14 protein-coding genes are annotated in these 18,833 nt (G+C 35.6%); 7 read left to right on the forward strand and 7 right to left on the reverse strand.

From position 1 onward, the window contains the following. Positions 1–11: 11 nt before the first annotated feature. The 3 genes from EHC72_RS09990 to EHC72_RS10000 are packed head-to-tail and all read right to left on the reverse strand — an operon-like array spanning position 12 to position 4,243. On the reverse strand, positions 12–581 hold the full coding sequence (locus EHC72_RS09990; protein ID WP_131537544.1) for a Crp/Fnr family transcriptional regulator: 570 nt from the start codon (positions 579–581) through the stop codon (positions 12–14). A gap of 58 nt (positions 582–639) precedes the next feature. Then, positions 640–1,422, reverse strand: a complete 783-nt coding sequence (locus tag EHC72_RS09995) for a GLPGLI family protein (RefSeq protein WP_131537545.1) — start codon at positions 1,420–1,422, stop codon at positions 640–642. A 10-nt stretch (positions 1,423–1,432) separates the two neighbouring features. Continuing rightward, positions 1,433–4,243, reverse strand: a complete 2,811-nt coding sequence (locus EHC72_RS10000; RefSeq protein WP_131537546.1) for an outer membrane beta-barrel protein — start codon at positions 4,241–4,243, stop codon at positions 1,433–1,435. Positions 4,244–4,593: 350 nt separating this feature from the next. On the opposite strand from EHC72_RS10000, the gene EHC72_RS10005 reads away from it, so the two are divergent. Next, positions 4,594–5,229 carry a GIN domain-containing protein gene (locus tag EHC72_RS10005; RefSeq protein ID WP_131537547.1) on the forward strand — a complete coding sequence of 212 codons (636 nt, stop codon included), beginning with the start codon at positions 4,594–4,596 and terminating at the stop codon, positions 5,227–5,229. 67 nt (positions 5,230–5,296) lie between these two features. On the opposite strand, the gene EHC72_RS10010 is transcribed toward EHC72_RS10005, so the two are convergent. From EHC72_RS10010 to EHC72_RS10020, 3 genes are all read right to left on the reverse strand, one after another. Next, positions 5,297–6,013 (reverse strand): 3-ketoacyl-ACP reductase, encoded by a 717-nt coding sequence (locus tag EHC72_RS10010; RefSeq protein ID WP_131537548.1) that lies wholly within the window; start codon positions 6,011–6,013, stop codon positions 5,297–5,299. A 136-nt stretch (positions 6,014–6,149) separates the two neighbouring features. Further along, positions 6,150–8,987 (reverse strand): carbamoyl-phosphate synthase large subunit, encoded by a 2,838-nt coding sequence (gene carB / locus EHC72_RS10015; RefSeq protein WP_131537549.1) that lies wholly within the window; start codon positions 8,985–8,987, stop codon positions 6,150–6,152. A 212-nt stretch (positions 8,988–9,199) separates the two neighbouring features. After that, positions 9,200–9,520, reverse strand: a complete 321-nt coding sequence (locus EHC72_RS10020; protein ID WP_131537550.1) for a carboxypeptidase-like regulatory domain-containing protein — start codon at positions 9,518–9,520, stop codon at positions 9,200–9,202. 469 nt (positions 9,521–9,989) lie between these two features. Here EHC72_RS10020 and pnuC point away from each other — a divergent pair, with 469 nt between their 5' ends. The 6 genes from pnuC (at position 9,990) to EHC72_RS10050 (ending at position 17,367) form a co-directional block, all read left to right on the forward strand. Further along, positions 9,990–10,607: a nicotinamide riboside transporter PnuC gene (gene pnuC, locus EHC72_RS10025; RefSeq protein WP_131537551.1), complete on the forward strand. Its 618-nt coding sequence runs from the start codon at positions 9,990–9,992 to the stop codon at positions 10,605–10,607. Beyond that, a complete protein-coding gene (locus tag EHC72_RS10030) occupies positions 10,591–11,118 on the forward strand; it encodes an AAA family ATPase (protein WP_246029413.1) in 528 nt (175 codons plus the stop codon). Before pnuC ends, EHC72_RS10030 begins: the two co-directional genes overlap by 17 nt. 300 nt (positions 11,119–11,418) lie before the next feature. After that, positions 11,419–13,794, forward strand: a complete 2,376-nt coding sequence (locus EHC72_RS10035; RefSeq protein ID WP_131537553.1) for a TonB-dependent receptor — start codon at positions 11,419–11,421, stop codon at positions 13,792–13,794. 92 nt (positions 13,795–13,886) lie between these two features. Then, complete coding sequence (locus tag EHC72_RS10040; RefSeq protein ID WP_131537554.1) at positions 13,887–14,522, forward strand: thiamine phosphate synthase; 636 nt, start codon at positions 13,887–13,889, stop codon at positions 14,520–14,522. 1,790 nt (positions 14,523–16,312) lie between these two features. Continuing rightward, entirely contained in the window at positions 16,313–16,873 is a 561-nt protein-coding gene (locus tag EHC72_RS10045) for a thiamine pyrophosphokinase (RefSeq protein WP_131537555.1), read from the forward strand. Continuing rightward, positions 16,870–17,367 (forward strand): GNAT family N-acetyltransferase, encoded by a 498-nt coding sequence (locus tag EHC72_RS10050; protein ID WP_131537556.1) that lies wholly within the window; start codon positions 16,870–16,872, stop codon positions 17,365–17,367. Before EHC72_RS10045 ends, EHC72_RS10050 begins: the two co-directional genes overlap by 4 nt. 117 nt (positions 17,368–17,484) lie before the next feature. Here EHC72_RS10050 and EHC72_RS10055 read toward each other — a convergent pair whose 3' ends face one another. Further along, positions 17,485–18,795 (reverse strand): M20/M25/M40 family metallo-hydrolase, encoded by a 1,311-nt coding sequence (locus EHC72_RS10055; protein WP_131537557.1) that lies wholly within the window; start codon positions 18,793–18,795, stop codon positions 17,485–17,487. Positions 18,796–18,833: the final 38 nt, after the last annotated feature.

The raw sequence follows: 18,833 nt of genomic DNA on the forward strand, positions 1-18,833 counted from the left end.
GGAAACGAGGTTTATTTTTTTGCTCTTATTTTACTTAAAAATTCGGGGGTAAAACCTAAATAAGACGCCAACATATATTGTGGTACCCGCTGTACAAATTCAGGAAATAAACCGTTAAATTGCCTATATCTTTCTTCAGCTGTTTGGCTGTAAAGGTATCTAATTCGCATTTGCGAGGCCTGATGATTTTTTTGCAACACTAACCTGAAATATCTTTCCAGACTTGGTATTTTATTAAACATTTCATCATAATGGTGGTGTTCAATTGCAATAACTTCTGTGGCTTCTGCCGCCTGAATATAAAATTCGGAATGTTTTTGAAATAGGAAACTGGTAAGGTCGGTAATCCACCAATTTTCAATAGCAAATTGAGTGGTTTGCTCTGCTCCTTTAATATCAATAAAATACAAACGTAAGCATCCTTTCTTTACAAAATAATTTGCTCTGCAAATCTGTCCCTCTTCAAGCAGAAATTGTTTCTTTTTAACAAAAATAGATTCTACAAAAGTGGAGAGTTTTTTCTCTTCCTCCTCTGTAAAATCTATAAATCTTTTTATATGGGTAAATAAATCGGTATACATTTCATCTGGCTAAGAATGCTAAATTAATATAATTAGCGCAGGTAAACCAGTATTTAATTTACAACGAAAACGCCTTGAGCATGGGATGCGCATATTCTCCCCAATCTTTCATCGCTGATTTCAATACCGCTTTTAATCCTTCATTATCTACAGGCTTACCTTTTGTTGGCGGCAATAAATCTTTTTCAGGTACTGCAACTTCTGTCACCTTAGTTGCAAACCAGGTGATGTTTTCATGTGGCAAGGCCAATCCCAAAATCATTCCAGGCAATCCTGTAAAAGATTCTGGTCCTCCAGAAACTGCTATTTGATTAGAATAATAAGCAACTACATATACCGAATCCATGATTATTGCATTTGCTCTTCTACATTCGTAGCCTGCAATTTCACGTGTTTCATCTGTAATTTTCCAGTTTATTTTCCTCACACTGTCTTTAACCAAATAAGTAGCTTCATAAATACTCTTTTGCGTAGAACTTATGCCCGTTTTAAAATCTGTAGCTATTGTATTCTTCAAATCAGCTAGCGGATCAGAACTTACCCAGTTTGTATTGGTAGGCTCATTTGTTTCTGCCCATTTATAAAGGCTTTTGTCCTTTGTAAAGCTTAGCGTACTTTTTACAGATTTAAACTGCGGATTATTCTTTTTGTATGCATCAAAAGCTTGTTGTAGATAAGACTCGTTGCTTTTACTTATCTTCTTTTTAATTAACGCATATATATTTGATCTCTTTTCAAACTCAATAACTCCGTTTTGAACAAAGTGCACATTTTGAGCAAAAAGGTTGCTGCTGATAAACATAACAGCGAATATGATTGTATATTTTAGAGTAGCTTTCATAATTTTTGATTTATTTCTTTGCGCTTCCACCCATTTTATTAAAATCCCATGATACGTTGAACATGAAATATCTTTGTATTGTGGTATAACTGTTTTGTGAAATATTTCCGTTATACGCAGAACGGCTAAAACCAACATTCTGATTTAAAAGGTCATTTCCTGAAATAGAAACCTTTAAATTTTCTGCTTTAAAGAATTTTTTAGCCAGGGATGCATTCCAGATAAAACGCTCAAAATTTTCATCGAATGTTTGCGTTTTACCATTAAACTGGTATGCTCCATCTGTTGTAATTTCAAATTTACCTGGCAATTGCACCGTTGTAGATGCATTTCCATTTAAGCCCCAACCACTACTGTTCCCTGTTTTTTGTACAGATGCCTTACTTACATTATAACTCGGACCAAAACTTACCCAAAAATTGTACTTCTTCTCTTTGTATTTAGAGATGTTTAACCCACCTGAATAATTATAATTTTCAGTTTTATTTAACTCTCTAATATTTAATGGTGGCGTAGTAATATAATTGTAAGAGTTACTACCACTAACATTTGCATATATACCTGCATTCAAATCAAGCCCTTTAATTTTCTGACCGTAATTAGCATACATATTAAAGTTTGTAGTCATTTTATCTGTTAAGTTTACAAAGCGAGATTTACTTGCGCCACCTAAATTTGTAGCAACATCGCTAATAATAGGATTAACAGTAAAACCATAGTTAGCACTTATCCAGATAGATTCGTTCGTTAAAACTTTGTAAGAATTATAACTTGCGTTCAAATTACTTCTAAATGAAGGTCTCAAATCAGCGTTACCCAAAATTTCATTTAAAGGATTAGTATTTACCCTAATTGGTTGCAGCTGATCCAACGATGGCTGGTTTGTATTTCCGTTATAGTTTAATCTGAATGATTTTTGCTGAGAAAAACGATACTGATAAGATGCCTGAGGCATATAATTTACAAAACTACGGTTGTAGGTTTTATTGTGATATAAATCTGCCTGCTTAAAGTTAACGCCACTAATTTTAGAACCAAAATTGATAATCGTTTTACCTTTTTTATAGTTGAAAATTGCTCCCCCTTGGTTAATAGTCTGATCTAGTTCATAGTTATTACTAAAATCAGTGTCTAAAATATCATAATTACCAGCACCAGATTTATTAAAAGATTTACGGTCTGATTTTCCTCCCATAATGTTTAAACCATAATTTACAATTACAGTTAATGTTGGAGATAGTGGCTCCGTATAAGCTAAATTAGATTTAAAAGCATTGTTGGTAATATCGTTAACCTTATACTGATCTACCACTCTAGTACTATCAATAGCCGTTCCGGTAAGGTTATAATATTCGTTGGATGTGTTAAGATAACCATTGGTTTTATTCTTACTTGCCGATTGACTTAGATTAAGCGAAAGTGTACGCCCTTTTTTCTTTAATCTTTTTGTAAATAAAGCGTTAAAATTAAATATTTGGTCGTCGGCATCATTATTTATGCCTTGACGAGATCTGTTTAGCATCGTATTATCGCCACGCGTACTTGTGGTTAAATTATTGGTATTAGTGGTACTATTTTTCAACGTTCCATCCACATTTACTTTTAGAGTTAGGGTAGAATCTAGTTTAACCTCATAAGTTGCATCAAGTTTCTGACGGAACATATCATTATCAAAATTTTGATCAGAATTACTGTTAATGATGCCAGAAGAAAGGTTATTTTGATTTATAGTATTTGAGGTTCCTCTTACAGACATTGATCCAACTTTGTAATTGGTATTTAAAAATTCCTTATCACTATTCCATTTACTATCAAAGTGCATACCACCAGATCTTGTTAACGGAATACCTCTACCATTATATTGGCCGCTATAAGAATCCAGATCATCTCCGCCACCACTATAGAAATAAACCCCACCATCATCACTCACCTGCATATTACTGGAGCCGTACTTCTCACTATCTTGCCAGCCTAAGCCAACCTGGCCGGTATTACCTACAATGCCATAAGCGGAGAACTTTTTCTTGCCCCAAAATTTATTAAACATACCCTGTCCCTGATAAAAATCATCCGTTCCATAACTACCAGTTACTTTACCGAAATAACCATTCTTTTTATCCTCCTTAAGTTTAATATTAAGTGTTTTTGTTTTCTCACCATCATCTATACCTGTAAACGTTGCCTGATCGCTTTTTTTATCATACAATTGCACTTTGTCAACCATATCTGCCCTGATATTTTTGGTCACCAACGTTGGATCATCACCAAAAAACTCCTCGCCATCAACCAGTACCTTTACATTTTTTTGTCCTTGAGCGGTTATCTTTCCATCCTTATCAATTTCAATACCTGGAAACTGCCTAATTAAATCTTCAACTTTGGAGTTAGGCTCTATATTATATGCTTTCGGATCAAACTCAGTTGTATCTCCTTTAATTTTTATAGCAGCACGGTTTCCTTTAATGATAACATCTGCAAGAATTTTAGCCATTCCCGTGAGGTTAATTCTGCCGTAATCAATGCTTGGTTTTATAGAATCTAAAGTAAAGTGATCTACAAAATCTGCATACTTTGGATATGAAACCAACAAAATGTATTTCCCTTTAGGAATGTTGTTAATTTCAAAAGTGCCATTATCTAAAGCACGGGTAAATTTTACGAGGGTAGAATCTTTTGCTCTTAAAACAGATACGGATGTACCACTTAGAAGAGACGTAGAAGCAGTATCAATCACTCTTCCTTTTATAAACTGCTGACCTTGAGCACTTGAATAAATAAATAAGGAGAGCAAGAAACACCACAATAGTAAGTTTTTTCTCATTTGTTAATTTTGATTAGCTCCACGAATATAAACTATATAATTAGTTTAAGAAGCGCTTTAACTTTTTTTAACAGAATAATAACTGTGTTAAATATCTGCAGGTAATTAGGGTAAATTTCCTATCGTTTTGTTCCGCTTATTGGTGGTAACTATTAAAATATAGAATAGAATTACAAAATACGTACAGTTTTTCGTATACATAAAATTGGCGTTCGTCTATAATTACATGGCTCTGGTATAATATGCTAAAACTTGCTGAAACGTTTTCCAATTGTTGTGGTCTTATATACAAAACCACCTAGTTATTAGGGATTTAAAAAAAAGATATATAAACATAAAATATTAAGATCATGAAAACTTTTATCAAAACTTTATTCGCAGCAGCTTTAACAACAGTTGTATTAAGCAGCGCAACTTTAGCAGCAAATGCTTCAGAAATTAACTCAAGTTATACAGCTTTAACTCAGGTTAAAAATATTAACAAAATTGTAGTAAGTGGTAACGTAAAATTAATCCTGGTTCAGGATAGCAAAGAAAGTTTGGAAGTTTACGACCAATATTATTCTAAAAATGCATTGGTTCAACAACAAGGAGCAGAACTTCGCATCAGCTCATTTACTAAAGATGTTTTAACAGTTATTGCACACGTAAACAATTTATCATCTATTGAGGCTTCAAACACTTCAAAAGTAATTACATCGGGCTCATTTAACTTGTTAAACCTTAAAGTTGTATTAAAAGATCAGGCTAGCGCAGATATTAATGCCAATACAGTAAACCTATCTACAACAGTAAAAGATGGAGCAACGTTAAAACTAGAAGGATCAACAGAAAACCATGAAGCTGCTTTAGGTAGCGAAGCTAAAATGAAAATGGATGATTTTGTTGCTCAAAACACCAGCATTAGTGTAATGGCAAAACCAGTATTAGCGAGCAACAATCGTTACGCAGATTTGCAACCAGACTTATTAGAAAAATTGTTCTAATAATCCATCATATATAAATTGAAACAGCGATCAGTAATTCTGATCGCTGTTTTTTGTTATGGCATTTTTATGGGTTTGTAGACCATAAACCAGCATCTTTTACAAAAACTCTTCGGTTTAATTTTAATTGTGAAACAACCAATTCAGCTAAATCTTCAGGCTGCATTACTTTATCAGGATTACCATCTGTAAGTTTTAAATCAATGGCCATATCTGTAGCTGTTGTACTGGGGCTAAGCGAAGTAACTCTTATATTGTGTTTACGCATTTCTTGCATTAAAGAAGTGGATAATGCAATTAAACCCGCTTTAGATGCAGAATAAGCACTGGTTACCGCAGCTGGGCTATGCGCCGCAGAGCTGGAAATGTTAACAATATCTCCAGTTGCTTTTTCTATCATTTGAGGCACAATTGCTCTGGTAACGTAGTACGTACCTAAAAGATTAACTTTTATAATTTCCTCCCAAGCGTTTGGCTCAAGTTCTAAAAATTTACCAAACTTTCCAATACCTGCATTATTGATCAAAATTTCTAAAAAGCCTAGTTCATTCTGAAGGCTTTTTACAGCTTCGTTAACAGAATTAATATCGCTTACATCTGCCACTGCTGTAGCTACTTTAACGTTGTATGTTTTTAACTCTTCTGCTAGTTTATCTAAATCGCTTTGCGTTCTGGCTATTAAACCAACATTTACGCCTTCTTTAGCCAAAGCTATTGTAATTGCCTTGCCAATGCCTTTACCGGCACCCGTAATTAGTGCACTTTTTCCTGATAGGTTCTCCATACTTGTAAAAATAGAGAAGTTGAAATTGGATTTTAAAGATTATAACAATTTTGATATAGGAATTACAAATAGCATGATTTCCATTTAGCAACTGCTATAAAACAAAAATGGGCAGTGATTAAACTGCCCATTGAAATTATTTGCTTAAATACATTGATTTATCTTTGTAAAGCTTGCGGAAATAAGGATCTTCTAAATCTTTAATAAAGCGAATGGCTTCACCTGTTGATTTCATCTCCGGACCTAATTCTTTAGCCACTTCAGGGAATTTCTCGTAAGAGAATACTGGCTCTTTAATGGCGTAACCTTTAAGCTTACGTTCTATGGTAAAATCTTTAAGTTTTGCAACACCTAACATAATTTTAGCCGCAATGTTAATGTAAGGTACATCGTAAGCCTTAGCTATAAATGGAACCGTACGTGATGCCCTAGGATTGGCTTCGATTACATAAACCTTTTCATCTTTAATGGCAAACTGGATATTTAACAAGCCACTAATGTTTAATGCTTTTGCAAGTTTTATTGAGTATTCTTCCATTGATTTAGTAACCGTTTCTGGCAAGCTAAATGTTGGCAATACTGCAAATGAATCTCCTGAGTGGATACCTGCAGGCTCAATGTGCTCCATCATACCAATAATGTGTACATCTTCGCCATCGCAAATAGAATCAGATTCTGCTTCTTCAGCTCTATCTAAAAAGTGATCGATTAATACTCGGTTGCCCGGTAAATCGCCCAACAATTTAACAACTGCTTTCTCTAAATCCTCATCGTTGATTACAATGCTCATGCCTTGTCCGCCTAATACATAACTTGGACGAACCAATACCGGATAACCAACTTCATTGGCAACGATGATGGCTTCTTCAGCATTTTCTGCAACACCATATTTAGGATAAGGAATATCTAAATCTTTTAATAAGTCTGAGAAACGACCACGGTCTTCGGCAATATCCATGTTCTCGAAAGAAGTACCGATAATTTTAACACCAAGTTTGGTTAATTTATCAGCCATTTTTAAAGCCGTTTGCCCACCCAACTGAACAATAACACCTATAGGTTTTTCAAGTTCGATAATTTCGCGAACATGCTCCCAAAAAACTGGCTCAAAGTATAACTTATCAGCCATGTTAAAATCTGTAGAAACCGTTTCAGGGTTACAGTTAACCATAATTGCTTCAAAACCGCTTTCTTTTGCAGCAAGCAAACCGTGTACACAAGAGTAATCAAACTCAATACCTTGTCCAATACGATTAGGCCCTGATCCTAAAACTATTATTTTCTTTCTATCAGAAGGAATAGATTCATTCTCTTCCTCAAAAGTAGAGTAGTAATATGGTGTTTGCGCCGGAAACTCCGCAGCACAAGTATCAACCATTTTGTAAACGCGGTTAATGCCTAAAGCCTTTCTTCTGTCGTAAACCTCATCCTCGGTTACATTACCCAATAACCAGGCAATTTGCTCATCAGAGAAGCCTTTTTGTTTAAGGGTAAAGAAGAAATCCTGAGGGATGTTATTTAAAGAATATCTTTTTAATTCAACTTCCAGAGAAACTAATTCCTGAATTTGATTTAAGAACCATTTATCAATTTTAGTTACCTTACGGATAGATTCCAAAGGCACACCCATCGTCATCGCATCTTTAATTAAGAATAAACGGTTCCATGAAGCATGCTCCAATCCATCCATAATTTCGTTAATGTTGCGGTTTTGTTTACCATCAGCACCTAAGCCCGCACGGTTTATTTCTAAACTTTGACAAGCTTTTTGTAATGCTTCAATAAAGGTACGACCAATAGCCATTACCTCGCCAACAGATTTCATCTGCAAGCCAAGTTCTTTATTTGCGCCTTTAAATTTATCGAAATTCCAGCGAGGGATTTTAACGATAACATAATCTAAAGTAGGCTCAAAATATGCTGAAGTTGTTTTTGTAATTTGATTTTCAATCTCATCAAGGTTGTAACCGATTGCAAGTTTTGCTGCAATTTTAGCAATTGGATATCCGGTTGCTTTACTTGCCAATGCCGATGAGCGAGAAACACGTGGGTTAATTTCGATGGCAATGATTTCGTCATCGGCAGGGTTTACCGAAAACTGAACGTTACAACCACCTGCGAAGTTACCAATGGCTCTCATCATTTTAATCGCTTGGTTACGCATTTCCTGGTAACAACGATCAGATAATGTCATGGCAGGAGCAACCGTAATTGAATCTCCTGTGTGGATACCCATTGGATCGAAGTTTTCGATAGAACAGATGATGATTACGTTATCGTTGCTATCTCTTAAAAGTTCAAGCTCGTACTCTTTCCAACCTAAAACTGCTTTTTCTACTAATACTTCATGGGTAGGAGATGCCTCTAAACCACGTTTTAATGCAGCATCAAACTCTTCCTTTTTATGTACGAAACCACCACCAGAACCACCTAGGGTATACGAAGGACGAATTACCAACGGATAACCGATTTCTTGTGCAGCTTCCTTACCTTCTAAAAATGAATTTGCAATTCGAGATTCAGCTACACCTACACCTATATCCACCATTAACTGACGGAAAGCTTCGCGGTTTTCTGTTTTCTCGATTGCGGCTACATCAACACCTATTACCTTAACGCCATATTTTTCCCAAACACCACGTTCTTCGGCTTCTTTACATAAGTTTAATGCTGTTTGACCACCCATTGTAGGCAATACGGCATCAATCCGAGGCAAATCTGCAGAAGCGATGTGTTCCTGTAAAATTTCTTCAATTGAATCAACAGTTAAAGGACGCAGATAAACATGGTCTCCAATAACTTTATCCGTCATAATCGTTGCCGGATTAGAGTTGATAATTGAAACGGTAATTCCTTCTTCTTTCAAAGATAAGGCCGATTGAGAACCCGAGTAATCAAATTCGCAGGCTTGTCCAATAATAATTGGTCCTGATCCGATAATCAATACTGAGCGAATGGAAGTGTCTTTAGGCATTGGTAAAGCTTAATACTATAATTAAAATTCTAAAGTTTTGACTCTTATTAGAGCCTTGAAGCAACGAGATTTGTGCTTTGTAAGAAGAAAAATCCCAACTGTTCTGTCGGGATGCAAAGATACACGTTTAGAATATAATTTAAGCTGTTTTTTTAAAATAAAAAAGAGGGCTTAAATACCCTCCTTTTTATACTATTGTTTTGTTGTTGTAATTATTGTTGCAATTTAATTTCGCCTAAATCCGTTGTAGCACTATCCTTTACTGCAACATTATCAATCACAGTTTCTTTATACGGTGCATTTGCCTTAATCCAAACCGTATAAACGCCTTGTTTAAGGTTGGTAAAAGTAAAGGCACCATCATTAACCTGGGCTTTTAAAGTATCGGTGCCTGCCGCAACCAATGAAACTGAAATTACCGCATTAGTTGGGGTTACTCTTCCTGTTATGCCACCTAGCTTAATTCCTGTAAAGGCAATAAAACATACTGATGAAACAATTAAAGCAAATAAAAAAATACCTAGCTTTTTCATTTTATTAGGGTTTGTTAAAAAATCAATCCTTTTTAAATCAGGATCATGGTTAATAACATATCGTGTTAATTATTGTTTTTTGTATTGCCTAAAACGATATGCATTGCTGTACTATAATTAATGCGCTCTTTTTTATACAGCGGTGCAAATTCATAAAAACATTTGAGTTTTTTATGTTAATTTTTTTAACATAATGCGTGCATCCGTAACATTTTTATGGCAGCCACAGGCTGGAAGTCATGTTTAAGTCACGAAAACAACTTAAATAAGATATTGGCAATAATGTTGTAATAAGCAGAACATATTTGCGTTTTGTAAATACTTTAGTTAGTTCTAAAGCTTCCTCGTGGCTTAGTTACCCACTGAGGATTTTCTTCATAAATAGTTTGTTTGGTTTATTATCCGGTTTGGGGAGCCCTCCCCAACCGGATTTTTTCTTTTAAAGCCATTTTCTTTTACATTTGATTATATGACTTTACTGGCAATACCTTTTTTTCAGTTTCTGGTTGATCAATTTAAGCACACTTCAATATTGGAATGGGTTGCCGTAATAACTGGCTTTATTTGCATTTACCTGGCGGCTAAAGAAAGCATATTGAACTGGCCAATATCCATTATTAGTGTTTGCGCCTACGGTTTTCTTTTTTATAAAGAAGCCATGTATGGCGATATGAGTTTGCAGGTTTATTTTTTATTTACCGCTTTTTATGGCTGGTACTTTTGGATTACTAAAAGAATTGAAGAGCCTAAACAAATTACAAATCTAACTACAAAAGGTTGGCTCTTGGTTATTACAGTTATTCCGTTGCTTACCATTTTATTGGGATGGTTTATGGCTACCTACACCAATAGTACTGTGCCCTGGGCTGATGGCTTTTGCACATCAGTAAGTTTTGTTGCACAATTATTATTAACTAGAAAAATTTTACAAAACTGGCTTTTATGGGTGTTTGCTAATATTTGCTATGTACCTTTGTTTATTTACAAGCACCTTAATTTAAGTGCCATTTTATATTTTGTATTGATTCTGATTGCCTTTAATGGTTATTTGGATTGGAGAAAGACCTATCGTGAACAAAGTAATTAAAAAAATAGCCATTGTAGGCCCCGAAAGTACAGGCAAATCGACCATGTCTCAGTTTTTAGCCAAGCATTATAATGTAGCATGGGTACCAGAATATGCCCGTTACTATTGCGAAGCTTTGGTTGGGCCATACACTTTACAGGATGAAGTAAATATGTACTACGGTCAAGTTGCCCTTGAGGATGCCGTGCTAGCTACCAATACCAAAGATTTTATTATTTGCGATACCACCTTTATTACCGTTAAAATATGGAGTGATGAGGTATTAGGAGAAACCCCACAAATTGTTTTGGATGCTTTGCCAAAGCGGCCCTATGATTTATACCTTTTAATGGATATTGATTTACCGTGGCAGGATGATCCTTTAAGAGATTTCCCTAACCAGCGAGAATATTTTATGGAAGTTTGGCACAAAGAGCTTACTCAACTTAATGCTAACTACAAGGTAATAGGAGGAGCGGGTGATGAAAGATTTCAAAATGCCATTAAAGCTGTTGATGCATTTTTAAAATGAGCCCTCAAATAATAAAAACCAATTCTTTAAATATTTTTCTACATTTGCCAAATCAAAAGGGGTGCCTTGTTTTTTTATAAAACACAAAAACAGGCTGAGAACATACCCATTTTACGGTAAAAGGTAAAAGGCGAAAGGTAAAAGGTTATGCAACATGCAAACCCTAAACCCTAAACCTTAAATCCCTAAACCTTAAATGCACCTGATCCGGGTAATGCCGGCGTAGGGATTGGAGTTATGGAGTTTAACTAAAGTCGGGAGTACCCCTACTTACGACAGGTTTTACTAAAAAGCAAAAAGTTGAAAAAATTAAGTTTATTGGCAGTTCTTGCCACATTGCTGCCATGTTTTGTAATGGCACAAATTTCCATTAGCGGAAAAATTACCGATAATAACCAAAAGCCTCTTCCGGGGGCAACCATTAAATTAAAAAATAAAAAAACGGCAGTACTGAGTGATGCGAATGGAGATTACACCATCAGCAACTTACCTGCTGGCAAAATTGTAGTTGTTGCCAGTTATGTAGGTTATCAAACAGGAGAAAAAACAATTGATCTTACCGCCAATACTATCGCCAACTTTAGCTTAAACACTTTAACTTTTCTTACTGATGAAGTGGTGGTTAGCGCAACACGAGCATCCAAAAATTCGGCAACAACGTATCGCAATCTTGATAAAGCAGAACTTGCAAAAAACAATCTCGGTCAGGATTTACCTTATCTATTAAATCAAACGCCTTCTGTTGTGGTAAGTTCTGATGGTGGTACAGGGATAGGCTATACTGGTATGCGTATTCGTGGTAGCGATGCTACAAGAATTAACGTTACAGTAAATGGCATTCCCCTTAATGATGCCGAAAGTCAGGGTAGCTTTTTTGTTAACCTACCAGATTTAGCTTCTTCAGTAGATAATATACAAATCCAGCGAGGCGTTGGTACTTCCACCAACGGAGCAGGCTCTTTTGGGGGTAGCTTAAATATTCAAACCACCACACGCAGAGATTCTGCTTATGCTGAACTAAACAATACGGCAGGCTCTTATAATACCTGGAAAAACACCATTAATTTAGGTACTGGCTTAATTAATAATAAATTTAGCTTCGATGGTCGTTTATCTAGAATTAAATCTGATGGATACGTTGACCGTGCCTCTTCAAATTTAAAATCTTTCTTTGTATCGGGCGCCTATTATGGCAAAAAGGATATTTTACGAGCAAATGTATTTAGTGGTACAGAGAAAACGTATCAAGCTTGGAATGGAATTTCGCAAGAGATGCTTGCAATTGATCGCAGACACAATGATTTTACCTACGATAACCAAACTGACAATTATCAACAGGATCATTACCAGTTATTTTATACCAGAACCTTAAGTGATAAATTGGTAGCAAATGCGGCTTTACATTACACTTATGGCAGAGGCTATTATGAAGAATATCAGGAGGACCAGCTACTAACGGATTACGGGATTGAGCCTTTAGTTATTGGTGGCGTTACCAAAGATGTTTCTAACTTGGTTAGACGTTTATGGCTTGATAACGATTTTTACGGCGCAACTTATTCTTTAAATTATAAGCCTAAAAACAACCTTGATTTTACACTTGGTGGGGCTTATAATGAGTACAAAGGAAGGCATTTTGATGAAGTAATTTGGGCGCAATTTGCAAACTATGATGGTAGCGGCTCTATTCGCCATAGGTATAATGATAACGATGCCTTAAAAACGGATTTCAATACCTTTTTGAGAGGAAATTATCAGATAGACAAGTTTAATCTCTTTGCCGATTTGCAATATCGCCGTGTATATTATTCTTATTTTGGTGTTGATGTATCAGGAGCTCCTGCGCAGCAACAAGCAACACTTAATTTCTTTAATCCTAAAGCTGGTGTTACTTACAATTTTAGCGATAAAAGCAATATTTATGCATCTGTTGCGGTTGGAAATAAAGAACCGAACCGGGATGACTTTAAATATTCGAGCATAAATAGTAGACCGAAATCTGAACATTTAACGGATTTTGAGGCTGGTTATCGTACTCAAATCTCTGATTTTAACTTTGGAATTAATGGTTATGCCATGATTTACAAAAACCAGTTAGTTAATACTGGTAAATTAAATGATGTTGGCGGTAAAACCAGACAAAATGTTGCAGATAGTTATAGATTAGGACTTGAATTTGATGGGCGATGGAAAATTTCAAAAGATCTTTACTGGGCTGCAACCGCGGCTTTAAGCAGAAATAAGATTAAAGATTTTACAGAGTATATTTATGACAAGAAGGACAACACACTTTTGACCAACAATTATAAAAATACAAATATTTCCTTTTCGCCATCGGTAATTGCTTCAAGCGAAATTAATTACACAATATTAAAAAACGCTGATGTAGCTTTATTAAGTAAGTATGTAGGAAAGCAAAATCTCGATAATACTTCGGCCAGCACACGCACTTTATCCAGCTTTTTTGTAAACGATATTAGGTTAAGGTACAACACTTCTTTTGCTGCTATTAAAAATATCGGCATCAGCTTATTAGTTAACAATGTTTTCAGCACTTTATATGAAAGCAATGGTGCAACCTATCCATATTTATATGATGGCGAATTAAGCAGATCGAATTACTATTACCCTCAGGCAACACGAAATTTCTTAGTAAGTTTAAACCTTAAGTTTTAAAAATAAAAAGCTTTAAATCTTAAATCCGGCGGATATGAGCACATTGCCTATATTCACCGGATTTTCTTTTTAATTTAGAAAAAGCAATAATCATGAGTAAATACATAGAAAAATTTCAATACATCACGCACGATATTCCTCATTTAACCCATATTGAGCAAGTGCAAAAAGCTTGCGAAGCTGGAGCAAAGTGGATTCAATATCGTTGCTTAACTAAAACCGACGAAGCGCTTTTAGCTGATATTAATGCTATTGCTGAAATTTGTGATGATTGGGGCACAACTTTAATCGTAACCAACCACGTGCATTTAAATGGCAAAGCCGATATTCAAGGTTTTCATATAGAAGATATGAATGCAGATTTTATATCGATCAGAAAAATAGTAGGCAACGATATAACTTTAGGCGGCTCTGCCAACACGGTAGAAAATTTAATCCGTTTAGCCAATGAGGGCGTAGATTATGCTGGTTTCGGTCCTTTTGCAATTACACAAACTAAACCAAATAACTTCCCCGTTTTAGGTATAAGTGGATATGCAGAAGCAATTTCTACGCTAAAAACTAACAATATTCAAATGCCAGTTTTAGCAGTTGGCGGTATAACCATTAATGATGTTGAGGCTTTAATGCATACTGGAATTTATGGCATCGCAGCATCGGGAGCGATAAATTTTGCCAGTGATTTTGAAGAAACTTTTCAAGATTTCTATAACGCAATAAAAGGTTAAAAAAAATGTATAATACCGCTTCCACAGCAAATTGACCTGCTCCGTAATAATCACCGCCCACAGGTATAATTTGGGGTTATACAACCACTCGGTTCACGTTCTATATATATCGGTTGACGTTCTTTACATATCGGTTGACGTTCCCGACATATAATTATACGTGATATAACCCCAATGTTGGGGTGTGGAAGCGAATGCTTGGCGTTCTGAACCTATAATTTGACGTTCTGGACGTATAATTATACGTTGCACAACGTAAACGGAGCACTAAAGTACATATCCAGACTATTAATTTACTAGTCTACACCTGTACGGCAGGCCTTAGCATAAGTAAAACACTGCTTCAGATGGTTGCTGTACTCCTAAAATCTTTATTAATGCACAGGTTTTTGGTATTTAAACCCGATAGGATGAATGCCGATCTTTCTTTGGCAGCAAGGATAGCGGGGCTTCACCGCGTTAGATGCTTCTTTCCGCTCATTTCCAAATATTTATTTTAAGGTTTTTGGAAAGCGAAGTCTGTAGCTCCTTTCAAAATTGCTTCCTGCTTTCTGCTCTATCCCGATAAAAAAAATCGGGGATACCGCTGTCAATCAGGTTTAAGCTGATCGTTTCTGCAAGTGAAAACGATCCTACTATCTTGATACGAAAGATTGCTTCGTCGTTCCTCCTCGCAAAGACGTGCGGCTTTGTAATTCTTCTTTTATACGATCGTCATTGCGAACAGAAGGAAGGGTTGTGTTATGGCCTGAAGCAATCTACTTTATTAGGCATAACCTTTATTTTTAAACCCGATAGTATGAATGCCGATTTTTCTTCGGCAGAAAGTATAGCGGGGCTTCTCTGCGTTAAATGCTTCTGTCCGCTCATTTCCAAATATTTATTTTAAGGTTTTTGGAAAGCGAAGCCAATAGCTCTTTTGAAAACTGCTTCCTGCTTTCTGCTCTATCCCGATAAAAAAAATCGGGGATACCGCTATCAATCAGGTTTAAGCTGATCGTTTCAGCAAGTGAAACCGATCCTGCTGCCTTGATACGAAAGATTGCTTCGTCGTTCCTCCTCGCAAAGACGTGCGGTTTTGTAATTCTTCTTTTTATACGATCTTCATTGCGAACGGAACTAAGGATTGTGTTATGGCGTAAAGCAATCTCCTTTATTAGGCTTAACCCTTACATTCTAAACCCGATAGGATGAATGCCGATCTTTCTTCGGCAGTAAGGATAGCGGGACTTCTCTGTGTTAAATGCTTCTGTCCGTTCATTTCCAAATATTTATTTTAAGGTTTTTGGAAAGCGAAGTCTGTAGCTCCTTTCAAAATTGCTTCCTGCTTTCTGCTCTATCCCGATAGAAAAAATCGGGGATACCGCTGTCAATCAGGTTTAAGTCGATCGTTTCTGCAAGTGAAACCGATCCTACTATCTTGATACGAAAGATTGCTTCGTCGTTCCTCCTCGCAAAGACGTACGGTTTTGTAATTCTTTTTTTTATACGATCGTCATTGCGAACGGAAGTAAGGAGTCTGTTATGGCCTGAAGCAATCTCCTTTATTAGGCTTAACCCTTATTTCTAAACCCGATAGGATGAATGCCGATTTTTCTTCGGCAGTAAGGATAGCGGGACTTCTCTGTGTTAAATGCTTCTGTCCGTTCATTTCCATATATTTATTTTAAGGTTTTTGGAAAGCGAAATCCACTTAGATTATAAAACTTATTTCATAATACCCTGTCCCATTTTACTTTGTTCTGATTCTCCTTATTCGCTACTTAGTTCTATTTTTTTATCTTCGCTATATGTCTTCACACCATATTGTAAAAGAAAAACAAGAGCCAGCATTATACATTGATGAACTTGGCGATTTTAACGAAGAAAACTTAGGTCAGCTTTTAGAATGGAGCCCAACATTATTGGTTAATTATAGCAATTACGATAAAATTCTTTCTTTAGGCTTAAAGGTTGATGTTGTGGTTAATCCACCAGAAATTGAAACGCAAGAAAATACTAAGATCATTCAAGGGCCTGTTGATGCGTTGATGGTTGCGGTAAATTATCTTGTTGAAGAAAAATATCCGGCTGTAAATGTAATTACCGATAAATTTGATTTAGAAAGATTTGCTGGCTTCAACAACGTTATAAACTTGGTGGTATTTACTGCTACAGAAAAATTTTATACTGTAAAAAGCGGTTTTTCGGTTTGGAAACCTGCAGGCAGCTTATTCAATATTCATGGCAATTCTTATATAGAAGTTAGCAATCTTTTACAGGATGAAACAGGTTTATTTACTGTAGTTAAAGATGGTTTTATAGATTTTAGTTTCTCAGGAGAACCTATTTTTATTAGCGAACAAATATGATTACACTAAGAAAAGCCAAGGAAGAAGATATCGAATTGATTAGAGATATTGCTGATGCAACCTGGCCAAACACCTATTTGGATATTATTGGGCAGGCACAAATTGACTATATGCTGGATAAAATGTACAGCCGTGGCGAACTGCTTAAACAGTTAATGGAAGGACATATTTTTTTAATTGCCGAAGAAAACGAAAATCAATACGGCTTTGCTGGATATTCCATATCAGATCACGAAAAGCGAATTTATAAACTCCATAAACTTTATGTTTTGCCTAGTGCACATGGAAAAGGCGTTGGCAAAATTTTGATGAATGAAGTGGTAAATCAGGTTAAAGATGCAGGAGGAAGCGCTTTGCAACTTAACGTAAATAAGTATAACAAGGCAAAAGATTTTTATATAAAAGCTGGTTTCAGTGTTAAAGATTCCGTTACCATTGATATTGGAAATGGCTTTGTGATGGATGATTTTGTGATGGAATACAAAATTGGCTAAAATATAATTCCTTCTAATAATGCATTGAAGTTTTTTAAATGCTTTTATCATAAAAAAACCGCAAATTCTTGGATTTAATCTTCGAATTTGCGGTTTTTTTATTTGGCTTTATCAAGCCTAATTTTCTTTTAGTTTCGGGATTCTCGTTGGGGTATCGGTTCCATTAACAATGGTAATTGCACTTTTGGCAATAGCCTTAATGGTTGATAAAATATTTTCTACATCTAAAGTACTGTACTCATCCTTAACGGTATGGTAAAACTTATCTACATCTATTTGATCGGTACTAATGGTATGTGCAGGTACACCAAGGGCTGCAAGGGTTGCATTATCACTGCGATAAAATAAATTTTGCTGAGGATAAGGATCAGGGTGAAAAGTAAATTCAGTTCCTGCTAAGTTCTTTTGTAAAATCTTCCCAAAATCAGATTTATCATACCCTGTGATGAAGGCACTATTTTTACCAAACTTAGAATCTTTACCAATCATTTCTATATTAAACATGGCTACAACTTCATCAGGATTTAATTTCTGAGAGAAATATCTTGCACCAAAACCACCAATTTCTTCAGCTGTAAATGCGACAAAAATTAAAGTACGCTCGTTATTGTTTAGGGTTTTATAATATTTAGCAAGGGCAATCATAGCTGTTGTACCCGATGCATCATCATCAGCACCGTTTGCAATACTATCTCCCTCTACAGCTTTCATAACACCCAAATGATCGTAATGACCTGAGAAAACAACCAATTCTTTTGCTTTTGATTTACCAGGGATCATACCAGCAACATTAAAAAGAGGCATTTTATCTACCTTACTTTTTACATCAGCACTAAAATCTGTAGCGGCATCAACACCTAAAACAAAAACCTGTATGGTAGCTTGGCCCGGGGTAATATCCTTTTCATCTAAAGTTGTTGGCCTATCAATAAAGCTCTTATATCTTTTAAAGTTTTCGGCAAATTTAGCATCTACCAAAACCAATTGATTTTTCTTTGAGTTAAGTGATGCTCTAAATTGATCTACAAAAGGTTTATTAACATCAAGCTTAACAATTTCCGTATTGCCTTTGTTAATGCTGTTACTTTCGGCATTTACGCCAGAAACCATTACCGAAGCAGGATCAATTTCCTTACCGTCTATTTTTACCGATGAACTTACCTTTTTAATCTGATATTTATAAAAAGTCTGACGGAATCCTGTAGCACCAGTTAAAGGTTTTAAACCTATTTTTTTAAATTCAGACTCAATGAAAGTTGCTGCTTTATCAATTCCTGGAGAAAAAGTTGCCCGTCCCTGCATTTCATCACTACTTAAAGTTTTAATCAGGTGATCAGCGTATTCTCTGGTTATAATTTTATCAATGTTTTGAGCGCTCAGTTGCAAAGTAAAAAAACTTGCAACGGCAAAAGAAAAAATTTTCTTCATGTGGTTATTTAATAAGATGAATATTAATGTAAAAGTAA

The sequence above is a fragment of the Pedobacter nototheniae genome, assembly GCF_004335085.1.
Taxonomy (GTDB): Bacteria; Bacteroidota; Bacteroidia; order Sphingobacteriales; family Sphingobacteriaceae; genus Pedobacter; species Pedobacter nototheniae.